The following is a 23,216-nucleotide window of genomic DNA, read 5'->3' as shown; positions in this document are numbered from 1 at the left end:
TCTTCGCGCTTCAAATCCTTGTCACTGAACTGAAACACAAGCTGCCGGAATCCAGTGTTTTCAGGGTTTCAGCGCCTGCGCAAGCGCGCGCCAGGCGGGCAGCGAAACGGCGGCGTTGGCGCTGTTCGCGGCCACGGGGTGCGAGGCGAATCGTGCGATCACCATCTCCGCCTCCGGGTCGATCCACAACGTCTGCCCATGGATGCCCCGCGCCGAGAAACAGCCGTGTTCGTCGTGGCTGATCCACCACTGGCTGCGATAGCTCCAACCCGGCAATTCGGGGTAACGCCCGGCGAGGTCGAACTTCGTCGGATCGCCCCCTGCGCGGATGCGCGCGATCACGGCTGGCGGGATCACGCCCGCCCCGCCGGTGCGGATTGCCTCCCCGAACCGTGCCAGGTCTTCCAGCCGCAGGTTGAGCCCTCCCCCGGCGAACGGCGTCCCCACCGGGTCCAGCAGCATGTCCGCGTCGCCCGGCAAGCCCAGCGGCCGCCACAGGCGTTCCGACAGCGTTTCATGCAGGCGCCGGCCCTCGATCCGGGCGATGATCCAGGCGAGGACATCGGTGTTGGCGGTGCGATAGACGAACGCCTCGCCGTGCTGCCCCGCCTTGCGGATGGTGGGCAGGAAATCGGGCAGGCACGAGGGGCCGGCGTAGCCCGCGGGGCGGGGCGTGAGCGCCAGCGCAGCACTGAGCGCGCCGATGCCCGAGGAAGGATCGGCATAATCCTCGGAAAAATCGATCGCGGTCGTCATGTCCAGGATCTGCCGCACCGTGGCATCGGCAAAGCCGCTGCCGGCCAGTTCCGGCACATAGTCCAGCGCGGGAGCGGCGGGATCAAGTCGGCCCTCCTCGATCAGCATCTCGGCCAGCGTACCGACGAAGCTCTTTGTCATGGAAAAGGCGATGTGGCGCGTTTCCGGTCCGGTCACGCCGAACCAGCGTTCGAACACCACCCGGCCGCGATGGAGCACGAGGATGCCATCGGTGAAGGCCTCCAGCAGCGCCTCTCCGATCGTGATCGTTCCCTCGCGCCCCAGCGGCGCGAAGCGCACCCCGTCCAGATCATCATCGACGGCGCGGGGCAGCGGCGTTCCGCCCGCGCCGGCAACGCGCGCGGTCGGCGTGAATTCGCGCATATGGGAAAACGCCCAGCGCGTGGTCGGAAAGCGCATGTGATCGGCGCGCGCGGCCAACAGGCGCTTGTCCGGCGCAGGGGGCGAACCCTGCATCCAGCCCATCGTCATGGGATCGCTGGTGATCGCATCGAGCAGCTTGTCCGGCATTCAACCCTCTCCGTTTTCGTTTTCGGAAAGGAACATGCCCCAGGGTGCCCGTTCAGGCCAGCCCCGCCGATCAGGAAAGCCTGTCGCGAAAATCCTCGTAGGCGAAGCGCCGCACGCATTCGAGCGCGTCGGTTTCGCTGTCCCACAGCCAGATCGATGGCAGCGGCACGCCGTTGAACGTCGTGGTCTTGACCATCGAGTAATGCGCCTGATCGAGAAACGCGAAGCGCGCGCCGGGTTCGGCCCGCACCGGCAGGCAGAAATCGCCGATCACGTCGCCGGCAAGGCACGAAGGACCGCCCAGACGCACGGCCTCTCCTTCCCCGCCTTCGTATTCGTCCGTTGGCCGCTCGCCCAGCATGGCGGGGCGGTAGGGCGCTTCCAGCACGTCGGGCATGTGGCAGGTCGCGGAAATATCGGTGATGGCGATCGGCATCCCGTTCCAGTGGGTATCAAGCACGGTGCCCACGAGGATTCCGGCATCCAGTGCCACCGCCTCGCCCGGTTCGAGATAGATTTCACACCCGGTTTCGGCCTTCACCTGCTGCAGGAACGCCACCAGATCGTCGCGCTGGTAATCGGCGCGGGTGATGTGGTGGCCGCCACCGAAGTTCAGCCATTCAAGGCGCGGGAAGAACCGCTCGATGCGCGGCTTGAGTGCTTCCCAGGTCCGCTGCAGCGGTTCGAAGTCCTGCTCGCACAGCGAATGGAAGTGCAGCCCGGTCACGCCTTCCATGAGCGCGTCGGTCAGTTGATCGACCGGGAAGCCCAGGCGCGAATGCGGCGCGCATGGATCGTAGCGCGGCACTTCGCCTTCGGCGTGGAGCGGGTTGATGCGCAAGGCCACGTCGAAGCGCTCGCCAGCGCTTCGAGCGGCGGCAAGCTCGCCGGAGAAGCGCGCATGCTGGCCCGGCGAATTGAAGATCACATGGTCGGACAGGCGCAGGATCTCGGGCAGGTCCTCCGCCTTGTAGGCCGCGCAATAGGTCGCGATCTCGCCGCTGTAGTGCTCGTCCGCCAGCTTCGCTTCCCACAGGCCGGAGGTGCAGACACCGTCGAGGTACTGGCCGACGATGGGCGCGACGCGCCACATCGAAAACGCCTTGAGCGCCGCCAGAACCTTGATCCCCGCCCGGTCGCGCACGTCGGCCAGCACCGCCAGATTGGCGCGCAGCCGGGCCGCGTCCACGACGAACGCGGGGCTATCGACGCGCGACAGGTCAAAATGGGCGAACGCGCCCGGATCACCGGCTCTGGTTTCCATGGGCAGTCCTTCAGTCGATGCAGAGGCCGGGCTGCGCCTTGCCGTCCCGCACTTCGGCGAAGCAGCCGAACAGCCGGTCATCGGCTTGGCACTTCCCCGAAGCAGGTTCACCGGCGGCGGGCAGTCCGCCCTCGCGATCCGCAATGCAGCGTCCCTGGCAATCGGCCTTATCATGGCAGGCCTTGCCCGCATCGGCATAGCGATGGACGCACAGTTCCGCCCCCATGCGCCCGCGCCGTTCCAGGAACCCGCCACTTGCCGCGCACGACGGGCCGGATTGCGCCACGGGTGCGGAAGACGCCGTCGGCGTCTTGGCCGGCGCGCAGGCCACCAGCGCCTGGCAGGCGACAAGGCTGATCAGCAGGCGGCGCATCAAAATGCCAGCGGTCCTTCGAGTTCCTTCACCTGCCAGGGCAGGCCGTGCTTGTTCAGCATGTCCATGTAGGGATCGGGATCGAACTGTTCCATGTTGAACACGCCCTCGCCCTTCCACACGCCCTGCACCATCAGCGCGGCGCCGATCATCGCCGGCACGCCGGTGGTGTAGCTGACCGCCTGGTTGCCGGTTTCGGCATAGGCGTCCTCGTGGTCGCAGATGTTGTAGATGTAGAAGGTCTTCTCGCCCGAACCGTCCAGCGCCTCGCCCGTGGCGATGTCGCCGATGTTGGTCTTGCCCTTGGTCGTGGAACCAAGGCTCGACGGTTCGGGCAGCACGGCCTTCAGGAACTGGAGCGGGATGATCTCCTTGCCTTCGTAGATCACCGGGTCGATCCGCGTCATGCCCACGTTCTGCAGCACGGTGAGGTGCGTGATATAGGCATCGCCGAAGGTCATCCAGAAGCGCGCGCGCTCCATTTCCGGAATGAACTTCGCCAGGCTTTCCAGCTCCTCGTGGTACATCAGGTACATGTTCTTCGGGCCGACCGCCTCGAAATCGAAGGTCTGCTTCACCGACATCGCCGGGGTTTCCACCCAGTCGCCGTTCTCCCAGTGGCGCGCCGGCGCGGTCACTTCGCGGATGTTGATTTCCGGGTTGAAGTTGGTGGCGAAGTGCTGGCCATGATCGCCGCCGTTGCAATCGAGAATGTCGAGCGTGCGGATGGTCTTGAGCTTGTGCTTCTTGAGCCACATCGCGAATGCGCTGGTCACGCCCGGATCGAAGCCCGAGCCCAGCAGCGCCATCAGGCCCGCGGCCTTGAACTTTTCCTGATAGGCCCACTGCCACTTGTATTCGAACTTCGCTTCCTCGCGCGGTTCGTAGTTGGCGGTGTCCATATAGTTGACGCCGGCGGCAAGGCAGGCGTCCATGATCGCCAGGTCCTGATACGGCAGCGCGAGGTTGACGACGAGGGCGGGCTTGACCTCCCGGATCAGCGCGGTCGTCGCGGCCACGTCGTCGGCATCGATCTGGTAGGTCGCCACGTCGCGCCCGGTACGCTGCTTCACCGAAGCGGCGATCGCATCGCACTTGCTCTTGATGCGGCTGGCGAGAACCACTTCGCCAAAGATATCCGGGTTCATCGCCATCTTGTGGACCGCGACCGAGCCGACGCCGCCTGCGCCGATGACGAGTACTTTAGCCATGGGTTCTCCAAACATTTTCAACCGCCGCGCGGCACGGCGCGGGACATTCATGGCAAGCGCCTTTAGGGGATAGGAATGACAAACCCAAGTCCTCCTTCTTCCTCAGACCCCGCTTCCGTCCGCCGCCCCACCCGCGATGGCGTGCGGCGAGCGAGCGCGAAGATCGCGGACATCCTGCCACAAACCCCGTTGCTGTCGCTGGATGTCAACGGTGTGACAATCTGGTGCAAGGTAGAGAGCCTGCAACCCGTCGGCGCGTTCAAAATCCGCGGTGCGTGGCACCGGATGAGCGATCTGACACCGGAGGAGCGCACACGCGGCGTGGTGGCGGTATCGAGCGGTAACCACGCGCAGGGCGTGGCCTGGGCCGCGCGCAGGCTGGGCGTGGCGGCCACGATCGTGATGCCGTCCGACGCGCCGGGGGTGAAGCTGGAAGCGACGCGGGCATTAGGCGCGCAGATCGTGCTCTACGAACGGATGCGCGAATCGCGCGATGCCATCGCCGCCGATCTCTGCGCCAAGACCGGGGCCGTGCTGGTCCATGCCTATGGCGATCCCTGGGTGATCGAAGGGCAGGGTTCGGCGGGCATCGAACTGGCGGCGCAGATGGAAGCGCGGGCCGGCGGCGCGCCCACGCGGATCGTCTGTCCTTGCGGTGGCGGCGGGCTGACTGCCGGCCTCGCCCTCGCCTGCCCCGATGCGGAAATCGTACCGGTGGAGCCGGAAGGCTGGGACGACGTGACGCGCAGCCTGGCGGCGGGGCATATACTGCCGCTTGACGCCAACCCGCCGCCAACCGCCTGCGACGCCTTGCAGACCCCGGTGACCTTCCCCGTGAATTTCGAGGTGATGACGGCGCGCGGGCTGAAGGGCGTGACCGTGAGCGAGTCCGAGGTGCGCGCCGCGCAACGCCTGGCGTTCACCAAACTGCGACTGGTGATCGAGCCGGGCGGCGCAGCGGCGCTGGCGGCCGTGCTGGCGGACAAGGTGCCGGCCGACGGGCGCACCGCCGTGCTGCTGTCGGGCGGAAACGTCGATCCCGCCTCTTTCCTGCAGGTGATCGCCTCATCCGGCTGAACCGGACCTTCTGCCACAATACCGCAACGTCCGAAGCCTAATCGCGCGTCATCCATTGGCGATGTCCGAGGTTTCGCAATGCTGGAGAGAGCGCGCGCTCATCCGATTACCCGTTCGGTGGTCCGCAAAGGTTCGGGAGTGGCCAACCGCCTGCTGGATCACACGTTTGCCCTCGCGTTTCGGGGCCTCGTCTATGCCCAGATCTGGGAAGATCCCGAAGTGGACATGGAGGCGCTGCAGATTCGCCCCGACAGCCGGATGGTCGCCATCGCCAGCGGCGGCTGCAACGTGCTGTCCTATCTCGTTGCCGATCCGCAGGCGATCACCGCCGTCGATCTCAACACCGCGCATATCGCACTCAACCGGCTCAAGCTCGCCTCGGCCCGGCACCTGCCCAGCCACGCGCTGTTCCGCCGCTTCTTCGCCGATGCCGATAGCCGCGCCAACATCGCCGCCTACCGCGAATGGGTGGCCCCGCACCTCGACGATGTCAGCCGCCGCTACTGGGAAGGCCGCGACCTGACTGGACGCCGCCGCATCGGCGGCTTCAGCAAAGGCATCTACAAGCGCGGGCTGCTCGGCAACTTCATCGGCGTGGCGCACCTTCTGGCGAAGCTGTACCGCATCGACCTTTCGGAAATCCTCGCCGCGCCGACGCTGGAGGAGCAACGCCGCGTGTTCGAGGAAAAGCTGGCCCCGGTGTTCGACCGCCGTTTCGTGCGTTGGCTGACCGACCAGCCGGCCTCGCTGTTCGGCCTTGGTATTCCCCCGGCGCAGTTCGATGCGCTGGCCGGCGACCAACCGATGGCGGCGGTGTTGCGCCAGCGGCTGGAAAAGCTGGCCTGCGGCTTCGCCATCAACGACAACTATTTCGCCTGGCAGGCCTTTTCGCGCGGGTACGGCAAGGCGCCGGAATGTCCGTTGCCACCCTACCTGCAGGAAGCGAACTGGAACGCCGTGCGCCAGCGCGCCGAACGGGTGACGGTGCGCCACGCCAACATGACCGAACACCTGGCGCAGCAGGACGCGGCCTCGCTCGATCGCTACGTGCTGCTCGACGCGCAGGACTGGATGACGGACGGCCAGCTCAACGCGCTGTGGCAAGAAATCACCCGCACCGCCCGCCCCGGCGCGCGCGTGCTGTTCCGCACCGCCGCGGCACCCAGCCTGCTGCCGGGCCGTGTCGATGACGCGCTGCTGGCGCGCTGGCGCTATCACGATGCCCTGTCGCTTGATCTGACCACGCGCGATCGCTCGTCGATCTACGGCGGCGTCCACCTCTACGAACTGGCATGAGCACGATACTCACCCGCCCGGCCACGGAATCGCATGGCGCGTTGATGGATTCGATCTATCGCCGCCAGCGCCACATCTATGACGCGACGCGCAAATACTACCTGTTCGGCCGCGATACGCTGATCGACGGGATGGGCTGCACACCGGGGCAAAGCGTGCTGGAAGTCGGTTGCGGCACCGGGCGCAATCTGGACCGGATCGGATCGCGCTGGCCGTGGGTGCGGCTGCACGGTTTCGACATATCCACGCAGATGCTGGAAACGGCGCAAGCCCGGCTTGGCACCGATGCGCGGCTGGCGCTGGGTGATGCGACCGACTTCGATCCGGCCACCCTGTTCGGCATCGGCCAGTTCGATCATGTGATGATTTCCTTCGCGCTGTCGATGATCCCCGACTGGCGTGCGGCGATCGATCAGGCAGCGCGCGTGCTGGCGCCGGGCGGCAAGCTCCATATCGTCGACTTCGCCGATCTGGAGGGCCTCCCCCGCCCCTTACGCGCCGTGCTCAACGGCTGGCTGGCCCGTTTCCATGTCACGCCCCGGCTCGATCTGGTGGAATCCGCCGAAGCCGTGGCCCACGCGCGCGGCCTTACGGTGCGCTCCCGGCGCGGACCGCTGGGTTACTACCGCATCGTCACGCTGCGCCGGCCAGACACGGACTGACGCCACGGACTGACGCCGCATACCGGTTGCATTTGACAATCGATCCCACTGTCCACAGTCTTCCCTCCAGCAAAGGGTGGAGAGGACAACGATGCAACAGGCGATGCTGGCGCCGGCCGCCGTTCTGGTGGCGTGGTCGCTGATCATGCTCGGATGGGCCGCGGCCACGCGCCTGCCCGCGCTGTCGCGGATCGGCGGCATGGCCAATGCCAAGCCGGGCGGACGCGGGCAGGATCTGGAAGGCGTGCTGCCGCCGGTGGTAAACTGGAAATCGCACAACTACACGCACCTGATGGAACAGCCGACGCTGTTCTACGCGGTGGTGGCGATCCTGGCGATCGCTGGGGCCGACCGGATCGATGTGGGGCTGGCCTGGGGCTATGTCGGCCTGCGCGTGGTGCATTCGCTGTGGCAGGCGACGGTCAACCGGGTTCCGGTGCGCTTCATGCTGTTCAGCCTTTCCACGTTCTGCCTGATCGGCCTTGCGGTCCGGGCCGTGCTGGCAACCGTCGTCATCTGACACGCAAATTCAAAAGAGGGGGAGAATGCCAATGATCGGAATGACCATCCTGAAACCGGTGGTGCTGCTGGCGGCGTGGACCATGGTGATGTGGCTGTGGATGTACGCCAAACGCATCCCGGCGATGAACGCCGCGAAAATCGACAGCGCCAACCTCGTTGGCGGCACCGGCAAGGATCTCGATGCCGTTCTGCCCCCCAACATCCAATGGATCGCCCACAACTACAATCACCTGCACGAAGCACCGACCGTGTTCTACGCGGTGGCGCTGGTGCTGGCGATCACCGGCCACGGCGATGGCCTGAACGCCACGCTGGGCTGGAGCTATGCCGGCCTGCGCGTGGTACACAGCCTTGTGCAGGCAACGGTCAACCGCGTGCTGGTACGGTTTGCGCTGTTCGCGCTGTCGACGTTCGTGCTGATGGCGCTGGTCGTCCACGCCGCGCTGGCGGTGTTCTGACCGCTCAACCCTTGAGGAACAGGCTGGCCAGTTCGACGTGAGTCGACCAGCGGAACTGGCCCACCGGGCGCAGTTCGGCCAGCCTGTATCCCCCGGCGATCAGCGTGGCCGCATCGCGCGCCCAGCTTGCCGGGTTGCAACTGACATAGACCACGCGCGGCACGCGGCTTTCGGCGATCTGCGCCACCTGCTCCCGCGCGCCGGCACGCGGCGGATCAAGCAGCACCGCGCCGAAGCGATCGAGTTCCTCGGCGCGCAGCGGGTTGCGGAACAGATCGCGGTGCAAGGCATGGACCGGCCGCCCGTTCATCCGCGCGGCGGACTGGCAGGCCAGGTGCGCATCGCGCGCGGCTTCGACGGCCAAAACCTTGGTGCCCGGCCCGGCAAGGGCGAAGGCGAAGGTCCCCAACCCGGAAAAGAGATCGGCCACCGTCGGCGCATCGGCCAGCCATGCGCGCGCAGCCGACGCCAGCGCGGCTTCCCCATCCTGCGTGGCTTGAAGGAAGCCGCCCGGCGGCAGCGCGACCGGGGTTCCGCCCAGCGTGATGGTAACCGGCTCCGGCTCCCAGGCCGTCTCCGCGCCATAACCGGAATCGAGCGTGAGGCGCGCAAGGCCATTGTCGCGCGCGAAATCCAGCAGCGCTTCGGTCTGGCGCAGACCTTCGGCGACCAGGCCCTGCAACCCCACCGCAACGCCCTGATCGGCCAGCGCCAGTTCGATATCGACCGCGAGCTTGCGATCGTTCCAGCCTTCGAGCAGCTTGCGCAACGGCGCCACCAGCGCGAACAGTTGCGGTGCCAGCACCGCGCATTCGCGCATGTCCACGATCCGGTGCGATCCCTGTTCGCGGAACCCCAGCACCACGCGCCGGCCGATGGCTTGCGCGTGCAGCGTGGCGCGGCGGCGCGTGTGCGGCGGCGAAAGGTGCGCGGGCAGAACCACATCCGGCTCAAGCCCCTGACCCCGCGCCGCGCCGGCGACGCGATCCTGCACGTAGTCCACCAACGCCTTTTCGGAGAGGTGCTGCAACTGGCAGCCACCGCACGCGGGAAAGTGGCGGCAGGCCGGATCGACATGCTCCGGCCCCCGCGTCAGCGTGCCATCGGCCTCCAGCACGTCGCCCGGAGCGGCCAGCGCCACATAGCGTCCGTCGGCGGTGGCGCCTTCGCCTTTCGCGGCGACGCGGACGATCAAGGCCGGGCCGGTCATGCGATCGCCGCCCGCACCGCCAGCCGCGTCGCGCGGGCCAGATCGAGCGCGGTAAAGGCGGGGCCGGTCAGCCGCGCCGCCTCGCCATGAAGCCACAGCCCCTCCTGCGCGGCGCGCACGGCATCGCCATGCGTGGCCAGCCGGCTCGCGATCATCCCGGCGAGCACGTCACCCGATCCGGCCACCGCCAGCCAGCTCGACGCGCGCGGCGCAAGCGTAACCGAGCCATCGGGGGCCGCAATGAGGCTGTCCGGTCCCTTGAGCAGCACCACGGCGCCACTCGCGTGCGCCAGCGCCCCGGCGCGGTCTCGCCGAAGGGCCGCGCCCGATAAGCCGAAGGTCCGTTCCAGCGCGGCCATCTCGCCCTCGTGCGGCGTCAGTACGCACGCCGCGCACAAGGGCAGGTCCGGCCCCAGCAGCATCAGCGCATCGGCATCGATCACCGTGGGCAATCCGCGCGAAACCACCGCGCTCAAACGCGCGCGGGCGGTCTGCCCCCGGCCCAGCCCCGGCCCGATCAGCAACGCCGCGATGCGTTCATCGGCGATGCCCGTGGCAACGTCTTCCGCGCAGACCAGTTCGGGCGGCACCCCGTCGGGCCGCCAATCGGCCAGCAGGCGCACATAGCCGGCGCCCGCCCGCAGCGCCGCTTCCGCCGACAGCAGAGGCGCGCCGGGCATCTCGCCCGCCACGATGGCCAGCAGGCCGCGCCGGTACTTGTGGGAATCGGCGGGCGGCGCGCGAAACGCGGGCTTGTCCAGCACCGCGGCCGCGCCCGGCACCGCCGCCACGCCGATATCGACCAGCCGCAAATGCCCCATCGTCGCCGCCGCGGGCATCGCAAAATGCGCGTGCTTCCATGCGCCCAGCGCCACGGTCACGTCCCAGTTCGGCAGCCCCTCGTTGAGCGGCCGGCCGCTGTCGCTCTCGACCCCGCTGGGCAGATCGACCGTGATCCGGACGTGATGCGCCGCCGCCAGACGCTGCAACAACGCAAGAAGATCGTCGGGCAGCGCGCGCGTCAGGCCGCTGCCGAACAGGCAATCGACAAATACCTCGCCATGCACGGCCGCGTCCGGCCCCAGCACCATGCCGGTAAACAGGCCACGCGCGTTGCGCGCGGCGTCCGTTCCCGGATCGCGCGCGGCGATCACGGTGACCGGGGTGCCATGCTCCTGCAAATGGCGCGCGATGACATAGCCGTCGCCACCGTTGTTGCCCGGTCCGCACAGCACTGTCACCGGACGGCCCGCCGCGATCCGGCGAACATATTCGCCCGCCCCGCGCCCGGCCACTTCCATCAGCGCTTCCACGCTGGTGCCAGTGGCGATCAGCGCTTCCTCGGCCGCGCGCATCTGCGCGACGGTGAGCACCTGTCTCAGAACGGATGCACGGTGTTGCGGCATGGTTGGCCCCGCCCCCCTTCAACCCTGCCGGCGCGCTCAGCCGCGCGGGGCAGGCTTGAGCTGCGAAATGTCGCGCACCGCGCCTTTCGCGGCGCTGGTGGTCATCGCGGCATAGGCCTGCAGCGCCACCGAAACCTTGCGCGCACGCGGCTTCAGCGGCTTCCACGCGGCATCGCCCGTCGCTTCCATCTCCGCGCGCCGCGCCGCCAGTTCCGCGTCCGACACCGCCAGGCTGATCGTGCGCGCAGGGATATCGATGTCGATGCGATCGCCGTTGCGCACCAGCCCGATCGCGCCGCCTTCGGCCGCTTCGGGCGAGACATGGCCGATCGACAGGCCCGACGTGCCGCCGGAAAAGCGCCCGTCGGTGATCAGCGCGCAGGCTTTGCCCAGCCCCTTCGATTTGATGTAGCTGGTGGGATAGAGCATTTCCTGCATGCCCGGCCCGCCCTTCGGCCCTTCGTAGCGGATCACCACGACATCACCGGCCTTGACCTGCCCGGTCAGGATACCGGTCACGGCCGCGTCCTGGCTTTCGAACACCACCGCCGGGCCGGAGAACTTCAGGATCGATTCATCGACGCCCGCCGTCTTCACGATGCAGCCGTCGAGCGCGATATTGCCGGTCAACACCGCCAGCCCGCCGTCCTTGCTGAAGGCGTGTTCGGCCGACCGGATCACGCCGCTCTCGCGATCCAGATCGAGCGAATCCCAGCGGCGGTTCTGGCTGAACGCGGTCTGCGTGGGCACGCCACCGGGCGCGGCCTTGAAGAATTCCTGCACCGAAGGCGCGTTGGTGCGCGCGATGTCCCACTGGTTGAGCGCATCGCCCAGCGTGCGGCTGTGGACGGTCGGCAGGTCGGTGTTCAGCAGTCCCGCCCGGTCAAGCTCGCCCAGGATCGCGAAGATACCACCGGCACGGTGGACGTCCTCCATGTGAACATCGGCCTTCGCCGGCGCGACTTTCGACAGGCAGGGCACCCGGCGCGAGAGGCGATCGATGTCCGTCATGGTGAAATCGACGCCCGCTTCCTGCGCGGCGGCCAGCAGGTGCAGCACGGTGTTGGTCGAACCGCCCATCGCGATGTCGAGGCTCATCGCGTTCTCGAACGCGGCGAAGCTGGCAATCGCGCGCGGCAGCGCGGTCTCGTCCTCGTCCTCGTAGTACCGCTTGCACAAGTCCACCACCAGGCGCCCGGCTTCGCGGAACAGGCGTTCGCGATCGGCGTGGGTCGCCAGCGTCGATCCGTTGCCCGGCAGCGACAAGCCCAGCGCCTCGGTCAGGCAGTTCATCGAATTGGCGGTGAACATGCCCGAGCACGAACCGCAGGTGGGGCAGGCGGACCGTTCGATGGTCTGCACTTCCTCGTCGGTGTAGGATTCGTCGGCGGCGGCGACCATGGCGTCGATCAGGTCCAGCGCGTGTTCCTTGCCGCGCAGCACCACCTTGCCGGCTTCCATCGGCCCGCCCGAAACGAACACGACCGGGATGTTGATCCGCATCGCCGCCATCAGCATGCCCGGCGTGATCTTGTCGCAGTTGGAAATGCAGACCATCGCGTCGGCGCAATGGGCATTGACCATGTATTCCACGCTGTCGGCGATCAGATCGCGGCTGGGCAGCGAATAGAGCATGCCATCGTGGCCCATGGCGATGCCGTCATCCACCGCAATGGTGTTGAATTCCTTGGCGACGCCGCCCGCCGCCTCGATCTCGCGGGCGACGAGCTGGCCCAGATCCTTGAGATGGACGTGGCCCGGCACGAACTGGGTGAAGCTGTTCACCACCGCGATGATCGGCTTGCCGAAATCGCTGTCCTTCATGCCCGTCGCGCGCCACAGCCCCCGGGCCCCCGCCATGTTGCGACCATGGGTGGACGTGCGCGAACGATAGGCTGGCATGGGTAGGAACTCCGGCAACTGACTCGAAAATCACAGGCTCAAACCCGCCCCCTACTCCACGCGAGAGGGCCAGTCGAAGGATAATTTTCAAGGCCGCCCGGCGCGGCGAGGCCCGGAATCCCTAGCTGATTTCAAGCGCAACCTGATTGGCGACACGCGCCAGCAGATCGGCCCAGCGCGCCTGCCCTTCCGCCGTGCCAACCTGATCCTGCCGCACTTCCACGCCCAGATAGGGCCGGCCTTCCGCTTCGGCGTGGCGGTTCATCGTGGCATTGAGCAGGCGGCCGGAATAGGGCTCCTGATCGCCCACGATCAGCCCTTCGGCCTCCAGCAGCGGAATCGCGATGCGCGCAGCGCGATCATCCTCGTTGTAGAGTACGCCGATCTGCCATGGTCGCGGTTCGTCGCTGGTTGCCAGCCGTGGCGTGAAGCTGTGCAGCGACAGGATCAGCGCGGCGGGCGCGGCATCCAGCGTATCGGCCAGCGCCGCGTGATAGGGCCGGAAGAACCGCGCCAGCCGCGCCTCGTGCCCCGCGTGGTCCAGCGCGTTGCCGGGAATGGCGTGCCCGTCGCTGGCGATCGGAATGACGGCGGGCGCGTGTTCCTCGCGGTTGAAATCGCACACCAGCCGGCTGACATTGCCGAGGAACGCGGCGATGCCCGGCCGCTCCACCATGCGTTCGGCAATCCCGGCGACGCCGATGTCCACCGCGATGTGCTGGTCGAGCAGCGCGCGATCGATGCCGAGGTCGATATCATCGGGCACGCGGTTGGAGGCATGGTCCGATACCACCATGATCCCGCCGAAACGCGGCGTGCCGAGAAGACGGAAGGCGCCGGTCATCGCAAGGCTCCCGCCAAAGTCCACCAACCGGTCTGGCTGGCTGCAATCGATCGCGCGGCCGCATCGCGCGCAGTGCTGGTTTCGAACAGCGCAAAGCAGGTCGCGCCCGAGCCGGACATGCGGGCAAGACGCGGGCCGGTTGCCTGAAGCGCGGCCAGCACGTCGGCAATCTGCGGGTGCAACGCCACGGCCGGCATTTCCAGATCGTTGCGCGCATCAGCCCAGTTGGCGACGTCCAGCGCGCCCCGGTCGATGCCGTCCCACGCGAAAAAGACCGGGCCGGTGGGGCAGGCAACGCGCGGATTGACCAGAAGCACGGGCAATCCTTCCAGCGCGCTGCCGTCGATGGGCGTCAGCTTCTCACCCACGCCTTCGCCATGCACGGTTTGCGAGGCGACGCAGGCGGGCACATCGGCGCCGAGGTCTGCCGCTACATCGGAAGGGCGCACATGGTCTGGCCCCAGCCCCCACATACGCGAGAGCAGGCGCAGGGCTGCCGCCGCGTCCGCCGATCCACCGCCGATCCCGGCGGCGATGGGCAAGCGCTTTTCCAGCGTGAATGCCGCGCCGCCCCGGATGCCGTTGCGGTCGGCAAGCATCCGTGCGGCGCGCAGGACGAGGTTGTCATCGCCGTTTGACAGCCCATCGGCGAACGGACCGGTGATCGTGAGCGAGAAAGTGTCAGCCGGTTCGGCGGTCAGTTCGTCGCCCGCGTCCACGAAGGCGAACAGCGTCTCCAGTTCGTGATAACCATCAACCCGCCGCCGCCGCACGTGGAGCGCGAGGTTGAGCTTGGCGTAGGCGGTTTCGCGAAAGGCGGGGGCGGGATTCATCCTCCCTTCCCTGAAACGGGCGAAGCGCCGGAGCAACCCCGACGCCTCGCCTTTTTCCACGGTATCGCCCAAGCGATCACATGTTCGGGTAGTTCGGCCCGCCGCCGCCTTCGGGCGTTACCCAGTCGATGTTCTGGGTCACGTCCTTGATGTCGCAGGTCTTGCAGTGGACGCAGTTCTGCGCGTTGATCTGCAGGCGCGGCTCGCCTTCCTCCACGCCGACGAACTCATAGACCCCCGCCGGGCAATAGCGCTGCTCCGGCCCGGCGTAGAGCGGCAGATTGATCCGCGTCGGCACCGTGGGGTCCTTGAGCACGAGGTGGCACGGCTGATCCTCCTCGTGGTTGGTGTAGGAGAACGAAACCGAGGTCAGGCGGTCGAAGCTGATCACGCCATCGGGCTTGGGATAGGCGATCGGCTTGAACAGATCGGCGCGCTGCGTCGCTTCGGCATCCTTGTGGTGCTTGAGCGGTTTCCACAGGCCGAAACCGGCAATCGTGCGCAGCCACATGTCCGTGCCGGCCAGCACGGTGCCGAGTTCGCCGCCGAACTTGGCGATGAGCGGCTGGGCGTTCTGCACCTTCTTCAGTTCGGTGGCGATCCAGCTTTCGCGCACGGCCGCGTCGTATTCGGCCATCGCGTCCTTCTCGCGCCCGGCCGCGATCGCGGCGGCGGCGGCTTCGGCCGCGAGCATCCCGCTTTTCATCGCGGTGTGGCTGCCCTTGATGCGCGGCACGTTGACGAAGCCGGCCGAGCAGCCGATCAACGCGCCGCCGGGGAACGCCAGCTCCGGCACGGACTGCCAGCCGCCTTCGTTGATCGCGCGCGCGCCATAGGACACGCGGCGGCCGCCCTCGAGTATCTTGCGGATTTCCGGGTGCTGCTTCCAGCGCTGGAATTCCTCGAACGGATAGACATAGGGATTGGCGTAATCGAGCGCGGTGACGAAGCCGAGCGCGACCTGGTTGTTCGCCTGATGATAGAGGAACCCGCCGCCCCAGGTGTTGCTTTCCGAAAGCGGCCAGCCCTGCGTGTGCAGCACGCGGCCCGGAACGTGCTTTTCGGGATCGATGTCCCACAGTTCCTTGATGCCGATGCCATAGACCTGCGGTTCGCAGTTCCGCTCCAGATCGAAGTGCTGCTTGAGCCGCTTGGTCAGGTGCCCGCGCGCGCCTTCGGCAAAGAAGGTGTACTTGGCGTGCAATTCCATGCCGGGCTGGTAGTCCGCCTTCTTCTCGCCATCGCGGCCGACGCCCATGTCGCCGGTGGCCACGCCCATGACCGCGCCGTTCTCGTCGAACAGCACTTCGGCCGCCGGGAAGCCGGGGAAGATTTCGACGCCCAGTTCCATGGCCTGTTCGGCCAGCCAGCGGCACAGGTTGCCCAGGCTGCCGGTATAGTTGCCGTGGTTCGACATGAACGGCGGCATCGGCCAGTGCGGGATCGCCATCTTGCCGGTGCGGGTCAGCACCCAGTGCCAGTTGTCGGTAACGGGCACTTCCGCCATCGGGCAGCCTTGCTCGCGCCATTCAGGCAGCAGTTCGTCCAGCGCCTTCGGATCGACCACCGCGCCCGACAGGATATGCGCGCCGATCTCCGACCCTTTTTCCAGGAGGCAGACGGACAGTTCGGGATTGATCTGCTTCAGGCGGATAGATGCCGCCAGCCCCGCCGGACCGCCGCCGACGATGACGACGTCATAAGGCATCGATTCCCGTTCGCTCATTCCCCTGCTCCGTGTTCTTAATTGCGCGCTGAACGTGTTAGTGCCTTGAAAGCTGGCTTGTGCAAGGTCAAGACCGCAAGCACTGTCCCGTGGAATAATGCAGAGACCTGATGGCGGAAAGCATCGCGGATATTCGTGCTCGGGCGCCAGCGCTCGTTGCCGCCGCCTTCGACTGGTGGCGCGACGCAGGTGTGGATTGCGCCTTCGTCGATGATCCGCAGGACTGGCTGGCCGAAGCCCACGCGCGGGATCAGGCGGAAAAGGGAGGCGCTCGACCGGCACCGGCCCGGAAAGCGCCCGAAACGCCAGCCGCGGCCGAAATTCCGCGCATCGGCGGCCCGCGCGATCAGTGGCCGGCCACGCTGGCGGAGTTCCCGTCGTGGTGGCTTTCGGAACCGTCGCTGGCTCCCGCCGGCCTGCCGCGCGTGCCCCCTGCCGGGCCCGTGCAGGCTGATCTGATGGTGCTGGTTGCGATGCCCGAAGAGGACGATAGCGAGGCTCTTCTATCCGGGCGCTCGGGCCGGCTGCTTGACGCCATGCTGGCGGCGATGGGCCTTTCCCGGTCCCAGGTCTACATCGCGGCCGCGCTGCCGGCACGAATCGCCGCGCCGGACTGGGCGCGGCTGGCGGAAACGGGAATGGGCGCCATTCTGGCGCACCATGTCACCCTGGCAGCGCCGCGCAGGATGCTTGTGTTCGGGAGATCGGGCATTTCAACGCTGATGGGCAACGATTCACCGAATAATGCTGCGAATTTGGACTCGTTTAACCATGACGGAGGCAGGGTTCCGGCGGCTTCGGCCCATGACCTTGAGGCAATGCTGGCGCGGCCGGCGCTCAAGGCGGGCATTTGGAGCCGCTGGCTTGAATGGACGACGGACGGGGACTGAACCTTGGTGATCAACAGGCGCCTCACCCGCGCAACCCTTTTGGGATTGGCGGCGGTGGCCGGCTCAATGGCGGGCACGGCTCCCGCGCACGCCAACAGCGCGGCGGTCGACTATTTCCGCAGCCGCGCGGATCGAACTGCCGTTCCCTCGCTGCTGAGCCAGGACGACCGCCAGTATTACCGTGACCTGTTCGGCGCGATCGAGCGCGAGGATTGGGCGTCGGTCCAGTCGATGTTCGTCAAGCGCGCCGATGGCCCGCTCCATGCGGTCGCCCGCGCGCAATTCTATCTCGCCGCCTCGTCGCCGCGCATCGAACTCGATTCGCTGAACCAGCTTCTGGCGCAAGCGCCGGAACTGCCATGGGCCGAACAGATCGGTCGGCTGGCGATCAAGCGTGGCGCCACCGCTTTGCCGGTGCCGCTGCCCAGCACGCAGCAGCTTTTCGCGATGCCTTCGGTATCCAAGCGCATCCGCCCCCGCTCGATCGCCGATGGAACGATGCCGGATTCGGTCGCCAGCGCGATCCAGCTGCGGATCAAGAACGACGATCCGATGGGCGCCAAGGTGCTGCTCGACGGCATCGATGCCTCGCTATCGTCCGACGCGCGCGCCGAATGGCGCCAGAAGGTCGGCTGGGCGTTCTACATCGAAAATCAGGATGCCGACGCGCGCGCCGTTTCGCTGAGCGCGGTTGAAGGCTCCGGCCCGTGGATTGCCGAGGCGCTGTGGACGGCAGGGCTTGCAAGCTGGCGCATGGACGATTGCCTTGCCGCCGCCGATAGCTTCGAAAAAGCCGCCGGGCAGGCGCAGAACCAGGAACTCTCCTCGGCCGCGCATTACTGGGCCAGCCGCGCGTGGCTACGTTGCCGCAAGCCCGAAAAGGTGACAGCGGCGTTGCGCGCCGCCGCCCGCAGCCGCGATACGCTCTATGGCATGATGGCCGCCGAGGCGCTGGGGCTGCGCGAAGGCCAGCTCGCCACCACGCCCGATTTCAGCAACGATGACTGGCAGAAACTGCGCGCGGTCAACAACGTGCGTCTGGCCGTGCAGCTCGCCGAGATCGGCCGCGATGGCCTGGCGGACGAAGTGCTGCGCTATCAGGCGCGGATAGGTGATCCGGGCCTCTATGCCCCGCTGTCGCGCCTCGCGCGCGATCTGGGCCTGCCCTCCACGCAATTGTGGATGGCCTACAACGCCCCGGCCGGCGCGCGGGCCGACGAAGCCGCGCGCTTCCCCGCGCCGAAGTGGGCGCCGGCCAACGGCTGGAAGGTCGATCCGGCGCTGGTCTTTGCCCATTCGCTGCAGGAATCGAACTTCCGCACCGCCGTCACCAGCCCGGCTGGCGCGCGCGGGCTGATGCAGGTGATGCCCGGCACCGCGCGCGACATGGCGCGGAACGATCCGGCGATGGCGGGCCGCGACCGCCAGCTCGATCAGCCCGACGTCAACCTTGCCTTCGGCCAGACCTACCTCACCCAGTTGCGCGATTCCGGCGCGACCGGCGGATTGCTGCCCAAGGTCATGGCCGCGTACAACGCTGGACCGCTGCCGATCGCGCGCTGGAACACCGAAATCCATGATGGCGGCGATCCGCTGCTGTGGATGGAATCGATCCCCTATTGGGAAACGCGCGGCTACGTCGCCATCGTCATGCGCAACTACTGGATGTACGAACGGCAGGCCGGCGGCCCCTCCGACAGCCGCATCGGGCTGGTGCAAGGGCTGTGGCCCAAGTTCCCTGGCCTTGCGGGCGCGGAGAACGTGCGGGTCGCCTACAATGGCCATTGATCCCTCGCGGACGTTCAAGCCGATCAACATCGCCCTGCTCACCGTGTCCGACACGCGCGGGCCGGAAGACGATACCTCCGGCGATATCCTTGCCGGGCGCATCGCCGCGGCCGGCCACGCTCTGGCCGCCCGCGCGATCGAAAAGGACGACGCCGCCCGCATCGCGGACCGGCTGAACGCCTGGATCGACGATCGCGCGATAGACGCGGTGGTCATCACCGGCGGCACGGGCCTGACCGGCCGCGACGTGACGCCCGAAGCGCTCGACCGCGTAAAGACGCGCGACATCCCCGGCTTCGGCGAACTGTTCCGATGGATCAGCTACAAGACCATCGGCACCAGCACGATCCAGTCGCGCGCCTGCGCGGTGGTAGCCCGGGGAACCTACATCTTCGCCCTGCCCGGCTCCAATGGCGCGGTGAAGGACGGTTGGGATGGCATCCTGGCCGAACAGCTCGACAGCCGGAACCGCCCCTGCAACTTCGTGGAACTGATGCCGCGCCTGCTGGAAGTGTGAGTCCCCAGATCGGCAGGCTGCGTTAGCGGTTGAACGCGTTCCCTATATGTTCTAAATTGAGGGGATGGTCCGCCCCCCTCCCATCCACGGCCGAGGCGCCCAATCGGGCGCCGTGCCGACGCGCTTCGGCCTGGCCACGCGCGAGGAGGACGGGGACTGGCTTGACGCGCGCGAGGGCATAGACGGCGCGCCGGGCAAGCTGCGCACCACGGTGATCGATCTGCACCCGAAATCGATCGTCACGTTCAACACATCGCCCGATATCGCCTTCGACCGCTCGCTCAATGCCTATGCCGGATGCGAGCACGGCTGCATCTATTGCTATGCGCGGCCGACCCACGCCTATCATGATCTGTCCCCCGGCCTCGATTTCGAGACCAGGCTGTTCGCCAAACCGCAGGCGGCCGAGCTTCTGCGCAAGACATTCGCCAAGCTGGGATACCGTCCCCGGCCGCTGGCCATGGGGACCAATACCGATCCCTATCAGCCGATCGAGGCGCGCTACCGCATCACGCGGCAAGTGCTGGAAGTCTGCCTGGAAACGCGCCATCCGGTGACGATCACGACGAAATCGGCCCGCGTGCTGGACGATCTGGACCTGCTGGCCGAACTGGCACGCCACCGGCTGACCGCCGTGAGCATCTCTGTGACCAGCCTCGACCCGCACTTGTCGCGCCTGCTCGAACCGCGCGCTTCGGCCCCCGCCAAGCGGCTGGCGGCGCTGGGCCGGCTGGTGGAAGCCGGTGTGCCGGCGCATGTCTCGGTCGCGCCGGTCATCCCTTCGATCACCGATGAATTCATGGAAGGCATTCTCGAACGCGCCGGCGCGCTGGGCGTGCGGTCGGCCAGCTGGATCATGCTGCGCTTGCCGCACGAAGTGGCGCCGCTGTTTCGCGAATGGCTGTCCGTCCACTTTCCGGACCGCGCGGGCAAGGTCATGGGCATCGTGCAGGAGGTGCGCGACGGGCGAGACAACGACCCCGGTTTCTTTACCCGGATGAAGCCGCAAGGGGTGTGGGCCGATCTGATCCGTACCCGCTTCCGCCTGGGCTGCAAGCGCGCGGGGATGGGCCGCGTGGATATCGATCTCGACTGTTCGGCGTTCCGCCCGCCCAGCGTGGATGGGCAGCTCAGCCTTCTCTAGGGCGTTTAGGTTTTTTGCAAACTCACCATCGTCATTGCGAGGAGACAAAGTCGACGAAGCAATCCAGAGTCACGCTCAAGCCGCTCTGGATTGCTTCGCTACGCTCGCAATGACGAACGCGTAGGGTAAGAGTGTGCAAGCGATATAATCGACTTCTCTAGGGTCATTAGGCCCGTTCCGCCGGTTCGTAGCGCCGTTCGCCGGTCAGCGGATCGTACCAGACCTCGATGATCGCGCCCGTCTCGTGATCGATCTCGCGCTCGCCGGTGCGCTGCCACTGGCCGTGCGAGGAGCCCCTGCGCCCGCGATACCCGGCGTCGAACACGGTGCCGATCACGATCAGCGCGGCGAACACGAACAGGCCGGCTCCGCCCCCGGTGCTCCATTCCAGCGCCACGCCGCCGCCGGCCATCGCGACCGCCAGCACCAGCGCGGCGATCCGGCCAGTGCGCGTCATTGCGGTTTCAGCCTCACCGCCGTGCCATAGGCGACGACTTCGTTCATCGTCTGCCCGATCGATCCGGAATCGAAGCGCATCATCACCACGGCATCGGCGCCCATCAGCCGCGCGTTCATCACCAGCCGATCGATCGCGTGCCGCCGGGTGTCCTCCACCAGCGCCGAATATTCCTTGATCTCGCCGCCCACGATCGAGCGCAAGCCGGCCAGGATATTGCCGCCCAGCCCCCGGCTGCGCACGACCACGCCGAACACCTGGCCCAGCGCTTCCTGCACTTGGCGCCCGGCCACATTCTCCGTCGTGGTCACGATCATGCGCCTATCCTTTCGTCGATGAAAACCGCACCAGACGGCTGTCCCGCACCGCCGCCTGGCGATGGACGACGACCGGCTTGTATTCGGGGTCCGTCACCATGGCGAGGAACGCCGCCGCATCGGGATAGCCCATGACGAACGTGGCATCCCACGGCCATTCCTCAGGCCCGGTGACGACGCATTCGAAGCCGCCTTCCCAGACCATGCTTGCCCCCACCCTGGCCAGCACCGGCGCGATAGCGCGGTGGTATTCGGCATAGGCCTGCGCGCCCGTCCAGCCCTTGTCCGCCAGCGGATGCCCTTCGGGATAGGCCGCCTTGTCCTTGAAGCGGACAAGGTTCAGCATCCGGATGGGTGTGTCGCGCGGCAGCGCCTTGAAGCGATCGAAGTTCGCGCGGTCGGGATCGATGTAGTCCATGGCTCAGGCGGCCCACTGGAAATCGCGAAACTGGTCGCGCAAGTCCTTCTTGCTGATCTTGCCGGTGCCGGTGTGCGGTATCTCGTCGACGAACACGATGTCGTCGGGCACCCACCACTTGGCGACCTTGGTGGCCAGGAACGCGCGCAGATCATCGGAGCCGACATCGACGCCAGCCTTGCGCACCACGACCAGCAGCGGCCGTTCATCCCACTTAGGATGGAACACGCCGATCGCGGCGGCTTCGGCCACGGCGGGATGGCCGACGGCGGCGTTTTCCAGCTCGACCGAGCTGATCCATTCGCCGCCCGACTTGATGACGTCCTTGGTTCGGTCGGTCAGTTGCAGCGTGCCGTTGGGATGGATTACCGCAACGTCGCCCGTATCGAACCACTGGCCGGTATCGACGGCTTCCTTTTCGCCCTTGAAGTAGCGCTTGACCACCCATGGACCGCGAACCTGCAAGGCGCCGGCGGTCTTGCCGTCGCGCGGCAGGACGATACCGGGATCGCCCAGATCGACGCAGCGCATCTCGACGCCAAAGGGCACCCGGCCCTGCATCGCCTTGATGCCGACCTGCTCGGCGAAGTTCAGGTCGTCCCAGTCCCAGGTTTCGGTGCCGGTGGTGCCGATGGGCGAGGTTTCGGTCATGCCCCAGGCGTGTGCCACGCGGATGCCTTCGCCCATGAAGCGTTCGATCATCGAGGACGGCATGGCCGACCCCCCGCAGACGACCTGTTTCAGGCTGGGCGGCATGCCCATGCCGGACCTGTCTATTTCCTGGAGAAAGGCCAGCCACACCGTCGGCACGCCGGCCGATGCCGTCACCTTTTCGCGCCGAAACAGATCGCACAGCACGGCAGCATCGTTCACCGCCGAATAGACGAACTTGGCGCCCGCCGCCGCACCCGCCCAGGGCAGGCCCCAGCTGGCCGCGTGGAACATCGGCACGATCGGCATCATCACGGTGCGCGCGTCCATGCCGAACACCGCCGGCTGGAGCGAGGAGATCGCGTGCAGCATCGTGGACCGGTGCGTGTAGAGCACGCCCTTGGGATTGCCGGTGGTGCCGCTGGTGTAGCACAGCATGCACGGATCGTTCTCGTCGCCGTCGGCCCAGGTGGCATGGCCGTTTTCGGCGCCGATCCAGTCCTCGAAATGGATAGCCGGCTCGTCGGAATCGAAGCAGACGTAGCGTTCGATCGTCGGCCAGCGCGGCTTCATCCGCTCCACGATCGGCGCGAACGCCTTGTCGAACAGCAGGACGCGGTCTTCCGCGTGGGCCACGATATATTCCAGCTGGTCGTCGAACAGCCGCGGGTTGATCGTGTGCAGGATGCCGCCCGCACCCACCGCGCCATACCAGGTTACAAGATGCCGGTGATGGTTCATCGCCAGCGTAGCGATGCGATCGCCGGGCTGGATGCCGATCCGCTGCAGCGCCTGCGTCATTTTCAGCGCATCGCGGCGAATGCCCGCCCAGGTGGTGCGGCTTTCCGTTCCGTCCGCCCAGTGGCTGACCAGTTCGCGCGCGCCATGTTCCCGCGCGGCATGATCGAGCAGATGGGTAACGCGCAGCTTCCAATCCTGCATGGCTCCAAGCTGCATCGTTTT

23 protein-coding genes are annotated in these 23,216 nt (G+C 67.0%); 9 read left to right on the top strand and 14 right to left on the bottom strand.

What is annotated here, in order from left to right:
• Positions 1–60 precede the first annotated feature (60 nt).
• The 4 genes from EH199_RS13490 to EH199_RS13475 form a co-directional block, all read right to left on the bottom strand.
• Positions 61–1,287: a serine hydrolase gene (locus EH199_RS13490; protein ID WP_124809816.1), complete on the bottom strand. Its 1,227-nt coding sequence runs from the start codon at positions 1,285–1,287 to the stop codon at positions 61–63.
• 70 nt (positions 1,288–1,357) lie between these two features.
• On the bottom strand, positions 1,358–2,551 hold the full coding sequence (locus tag EH199_RS13485) for a carboxynorspermidine decarboxylase (protein ID WP_124809815.1): 1,194 nt from the start codon (positions 2,549–2,551) through the stop codon (positions 1,358–1,360).
• Positions 2,552–2,561: 10 nt separating this feature from the next.
• On the bottom strand, positions 2,562–2,924 hold the full coding sequence (locus EH199_RS13480) for a hypothetical protein (RefSeq protein ID WP_124809814.1): 363 nt from the start codon (positions 2,922–2,924) through the stop codon (positions 2,562–2,564).
• Entirely contained in the window at positions 2,924–4,135 is a 1,212-nt protein-coding gene (locus EH199_RS13475; RefSeq protein ID WP_124809813.1) for a saccharopine dehydrogenase family protein, read from the bottom strand. Before EH199_RS13475 ends, EH199_RS13480 begins: the two co-directional genes overlap by 1 nt.
• 75 nt (positions 4,136–4,210) lie before the next feature.
• Between EH199_RS13475 and EH199_RS13470 the strand changes: the two genes are divergently transcribed.
• From EH199_RS13470 to EH199_RS13450, 5 genes are all read left to right on the top strand, one after another.
• Positions 4,211–5,212, top strand: coding sequence for a threonine/serine dehydratase (locus EH199_RS13470; RefSeq protein ID WP_124809812.1), 1,002 nt, complete (start codon positions 4,211–4,213; stop codon positions 5,210–5,212).
• A 78-nt stretch (positions 5,213–5,290) separates the two neighbouring features.
• Positions 5,291–6,508, top strand: coding sequence for a DUF3419 family protein (locus EH199_RS13465; RefSeq protein WP_124809811.1), 1,218 nt, complete (start codon positions 5,291–5,293; stop codon positions 6,506–6,508).
• Entirely contained in the window at positions 6,505–7,170 is a 666-nt protein-coding gene (locus EH199_RS13460) for a class I SAM-dependent methyltransferase (protein ID WP_124809810.1), read from the top strand. The genes EH199_RS13465 and EH199_RS13460 overlap by 4 nt, the downstream gene beginning before the upstream one ends.
• 91 nt (positions 7,171–7,261) lie before the next feature.
• Positions 7,262–7,690 carry an MAPEG family protein gene (locus EH199_RS13455; RefSeq protein ID WP_124809809.1) on the top strand — a complete coding sequence of 143 codons (429 nt, stop codon included), beginning with the start codon at positions 7,262–7,264 and terminating at the stop codon, positions 7,688–7,690.
• A 31-nt stretch (positions 7,691–7,721) separates the two neighbouring features.
• The gene (locus EH199_RS13450; protein WP_124809808.1) at positions 7,722–8,150 is read left to right on the top strand and encodes an MAPEG family protein; all 429 of its coding nucleotides are present in this window, start codon (positions 7,722–7,724) and stop codon (positions 8,148–8,150) included.
• A 4-nt stretch (positions 8,151–8,154) separates the two neighbouring features.
• Here EH199_RS13450 and EH199_RS13445 read toward each other — a convergent pair whose 3' ends face one another.
• The 6 genes from EH199_RS13445 to EH199_RS13420 all read right to left on the bottom strand — a co-directional run bounded on the left by EH199_RS13445 (position 8,155) and on the right by EH199_RS13420 (position 16,071).
• Positions 8,155–9,360, bottom strand: coding sequence for a class I SAM-dependent RNA methyltransferase (locus EH199_RS13445; protein WP_124809807.1), 1,206 nt, complete (start codon positions 9,358–9,360; stop codon positions 8,155–8,157).
• Entirely contained in the window at positions 9,357–10,766 is a 1,410-nt protein-coding gene (locus EH199_RS13440) for an NAD(P)H-hydrate dehydratase (protein ID WP_124809806.1), read from the bottom strand. Before EH199_RS13440 ends, EH199_RS13445 begins: the two co-directional genes overlap by 4 nt.
• Positions 10,767–10,802: 36 nt before the next feature.
• The gene (ilvD, locus tag EH199_RS13435) at positions 10,803–12,668 is read right to left on the bottom strand and encodes a dihydroxy-acid dehydratase (RefSeq protein ID WP_124809805.1); all 1,866 of its coding nucleotides are present in this window, start codon (positions 12,666–12,668) and stop codon (positions 10,803–10,805) included.
• Between the two features lie 121 nt (positions 12,669–12,789).
• Positions 12,790–13,512 (bottom strand): N-formylglutamate amidohydrolase, encoded by a 723-nt coding sequence (locus EH199_RS13430; RefSeq protein ID WP_124809804.1) that lies wholly within the window; start codon positions 13,510–13,512, stop codon positions 12,790–12,792.
• Positions 13,509–14,345 carry a 4-(cytidine 5'-diphospho)-2-C-methyl-D-erythritol kinase gene (locus EH199_RS13425; protein ID WP_124809803.1) on the bottom strand — a complete coding sequence of 279 codons (837 nt, stop codon included), beginning with the start codon at positions 14,343–14,345 and terminating at the stop codon, positions 13,509–13,511. The genes EH199_RS13430 and EH199_RS13425 overlap by 4 nt, the downstream gene beginning before the upstream one ends.
• 76 nt (positions 14,346–14,421) lie before the next feature.
• Entirely contained in the window at positions 14,422–16,071 is a 1,650-nt protein-coding gene (locus EH199_RS13420) for an electron transfer flavoprotein-ubiquinone oxidoreductase (protein WP_124809802.1), read from the bottom strand.
• Positions 16,072–16,181: 110 nt separating this feature from the next.
• Here EH199_RS13420 and EH199_RS13415 point away from each other — a divergent pair, with 110 nt between their 5' ends.
• The 4 genes from EH199_RS13415 (at position 16,182) to EH199_RS13400 (ending at position 20,410) form a co-directional block, all read left to right on the top strand.
• Entirely contained in the window at positions 16,182–16,961 is a 780-nt protein-coding gene (locus tag EH199_RS13415; RefSeq protein WP_124809801.1) for a uracil-DNA glycosylase family protein, read from the top strand.
• A gap of 66 nt (positions 16,962–17,027) precedes the next feature.
• Positions 17,028–18,749: a lytic transglycosylase domain-containing protein gene (locus EH199_RS13410; RefSeq protein ID WP_124809829.1), complete on the top strand. Its 1,722-nt coding sequence runs from the start codon at positions 17,028–17,030 to the stop codon at positions 18,747–18,749.
• Positions 18,739–19,266 (top strand): molybdenum cofactor biosynthesis protein B, encoded by a 528-nt coding sequence (moaB, locus tag EH199_RS13405; protein ID WP_124809800.1) that lies wholly within the window; start codon positions 18,739–18,741, stop codon positions 19,264–19,266. The genes EH199_RS13410 and moaB overlap by 11 nt, the downstream gene beginning before the upstream one ends.
• Positions 19,267–19,330: 64 nt before the next feature.
• The gene (locus EH199_RS13400) at positions 19,331–20,410 is read left to right on the top strand and encodes a PA0069 family radical SAM protein (protein WP_124809799.1); all 1,080 of its coding nucleotides are present in this window, start codon (positions 19,331–19,333) and stop codon (positions 20,408–20,410) included.
• A 166-nt stretch (positions 20,411–20,576) separates the two neighbouring features.
• Here EH199_RS13400 and EH199_RS13395 read toward each other — a convergent pair whose 3' ends face one another.
• Genes EH199_RS13395 through EH199_RS13380 form a run of 4 tightly spaced genes read right to left on the bottom strand, consistent with a single transcriptional unit; the run spans position 20,577 to position 23,210 of the window.
• A complete protein-coding gene (locus EH199_RS13395) occupies positions 20,577–20,867 on the bottom strand; it encodes a hypothetical protein (RefSeq protein WP_124809798.1) in 291 nt (96 codons plus the stop codon).
• Positions 20,864–21,184 (bottom strand): YbjQ family protein, encoded by a 321-nt coding sequence (locus tag EH199_RS13390; protein WP_124809797.1) that lies wholly within the window; start codon positions 21,182–21,184, stop codon positions 20,864–20,866. Before EH199_RS13390 ends, EH199_RS13395 begins: the two co-directional genes overlap by 4 nt.
• A gap of 4 nt (positions 21,185–21,188) precedes the next feature.
• The gene (locus EH199_RS13385; RefSeq protein ID WP_124809796.1) at positions 21,189–21,602 is read right to left on the bottom strand and encodes a DUF1330 domain-containing protein; all 414 of its coding nucleotides are present in this window, start codon (positions 21,600–21,602) and stop codon (positions 21,189–21,191) included.
• A gap of 3 nt (positions 21,603–21,605) precedes the next feature.
• A complete protein-coding gene (locus EH199_RS13380; RefSeq protein ID WP_223806659.1) occupies positions 21,606–23,210 on the bottom strand; it encodes a long-chain fatty acid--CoA ligase in 1,605 nt (534 codons plus the stop codon).
• Between the last annotated feature and the right edge of the window lie 6 nt (positions 23,211–23,216).

This window comes from Novosphingobium sp. LASN5T (genome assembly GCF_003856955.1).
GTDB lineage: Bacteria > Pseudomonadota > Alphaproteobacteria > Sphingomonadales > Sphingomonadaceae > Novosphingobium.
The sequence above is the reverse complement of the archived record's forward strand: the minus strand, read 5'-3'. Positions and strand labels throughout refer to the sequence as shown.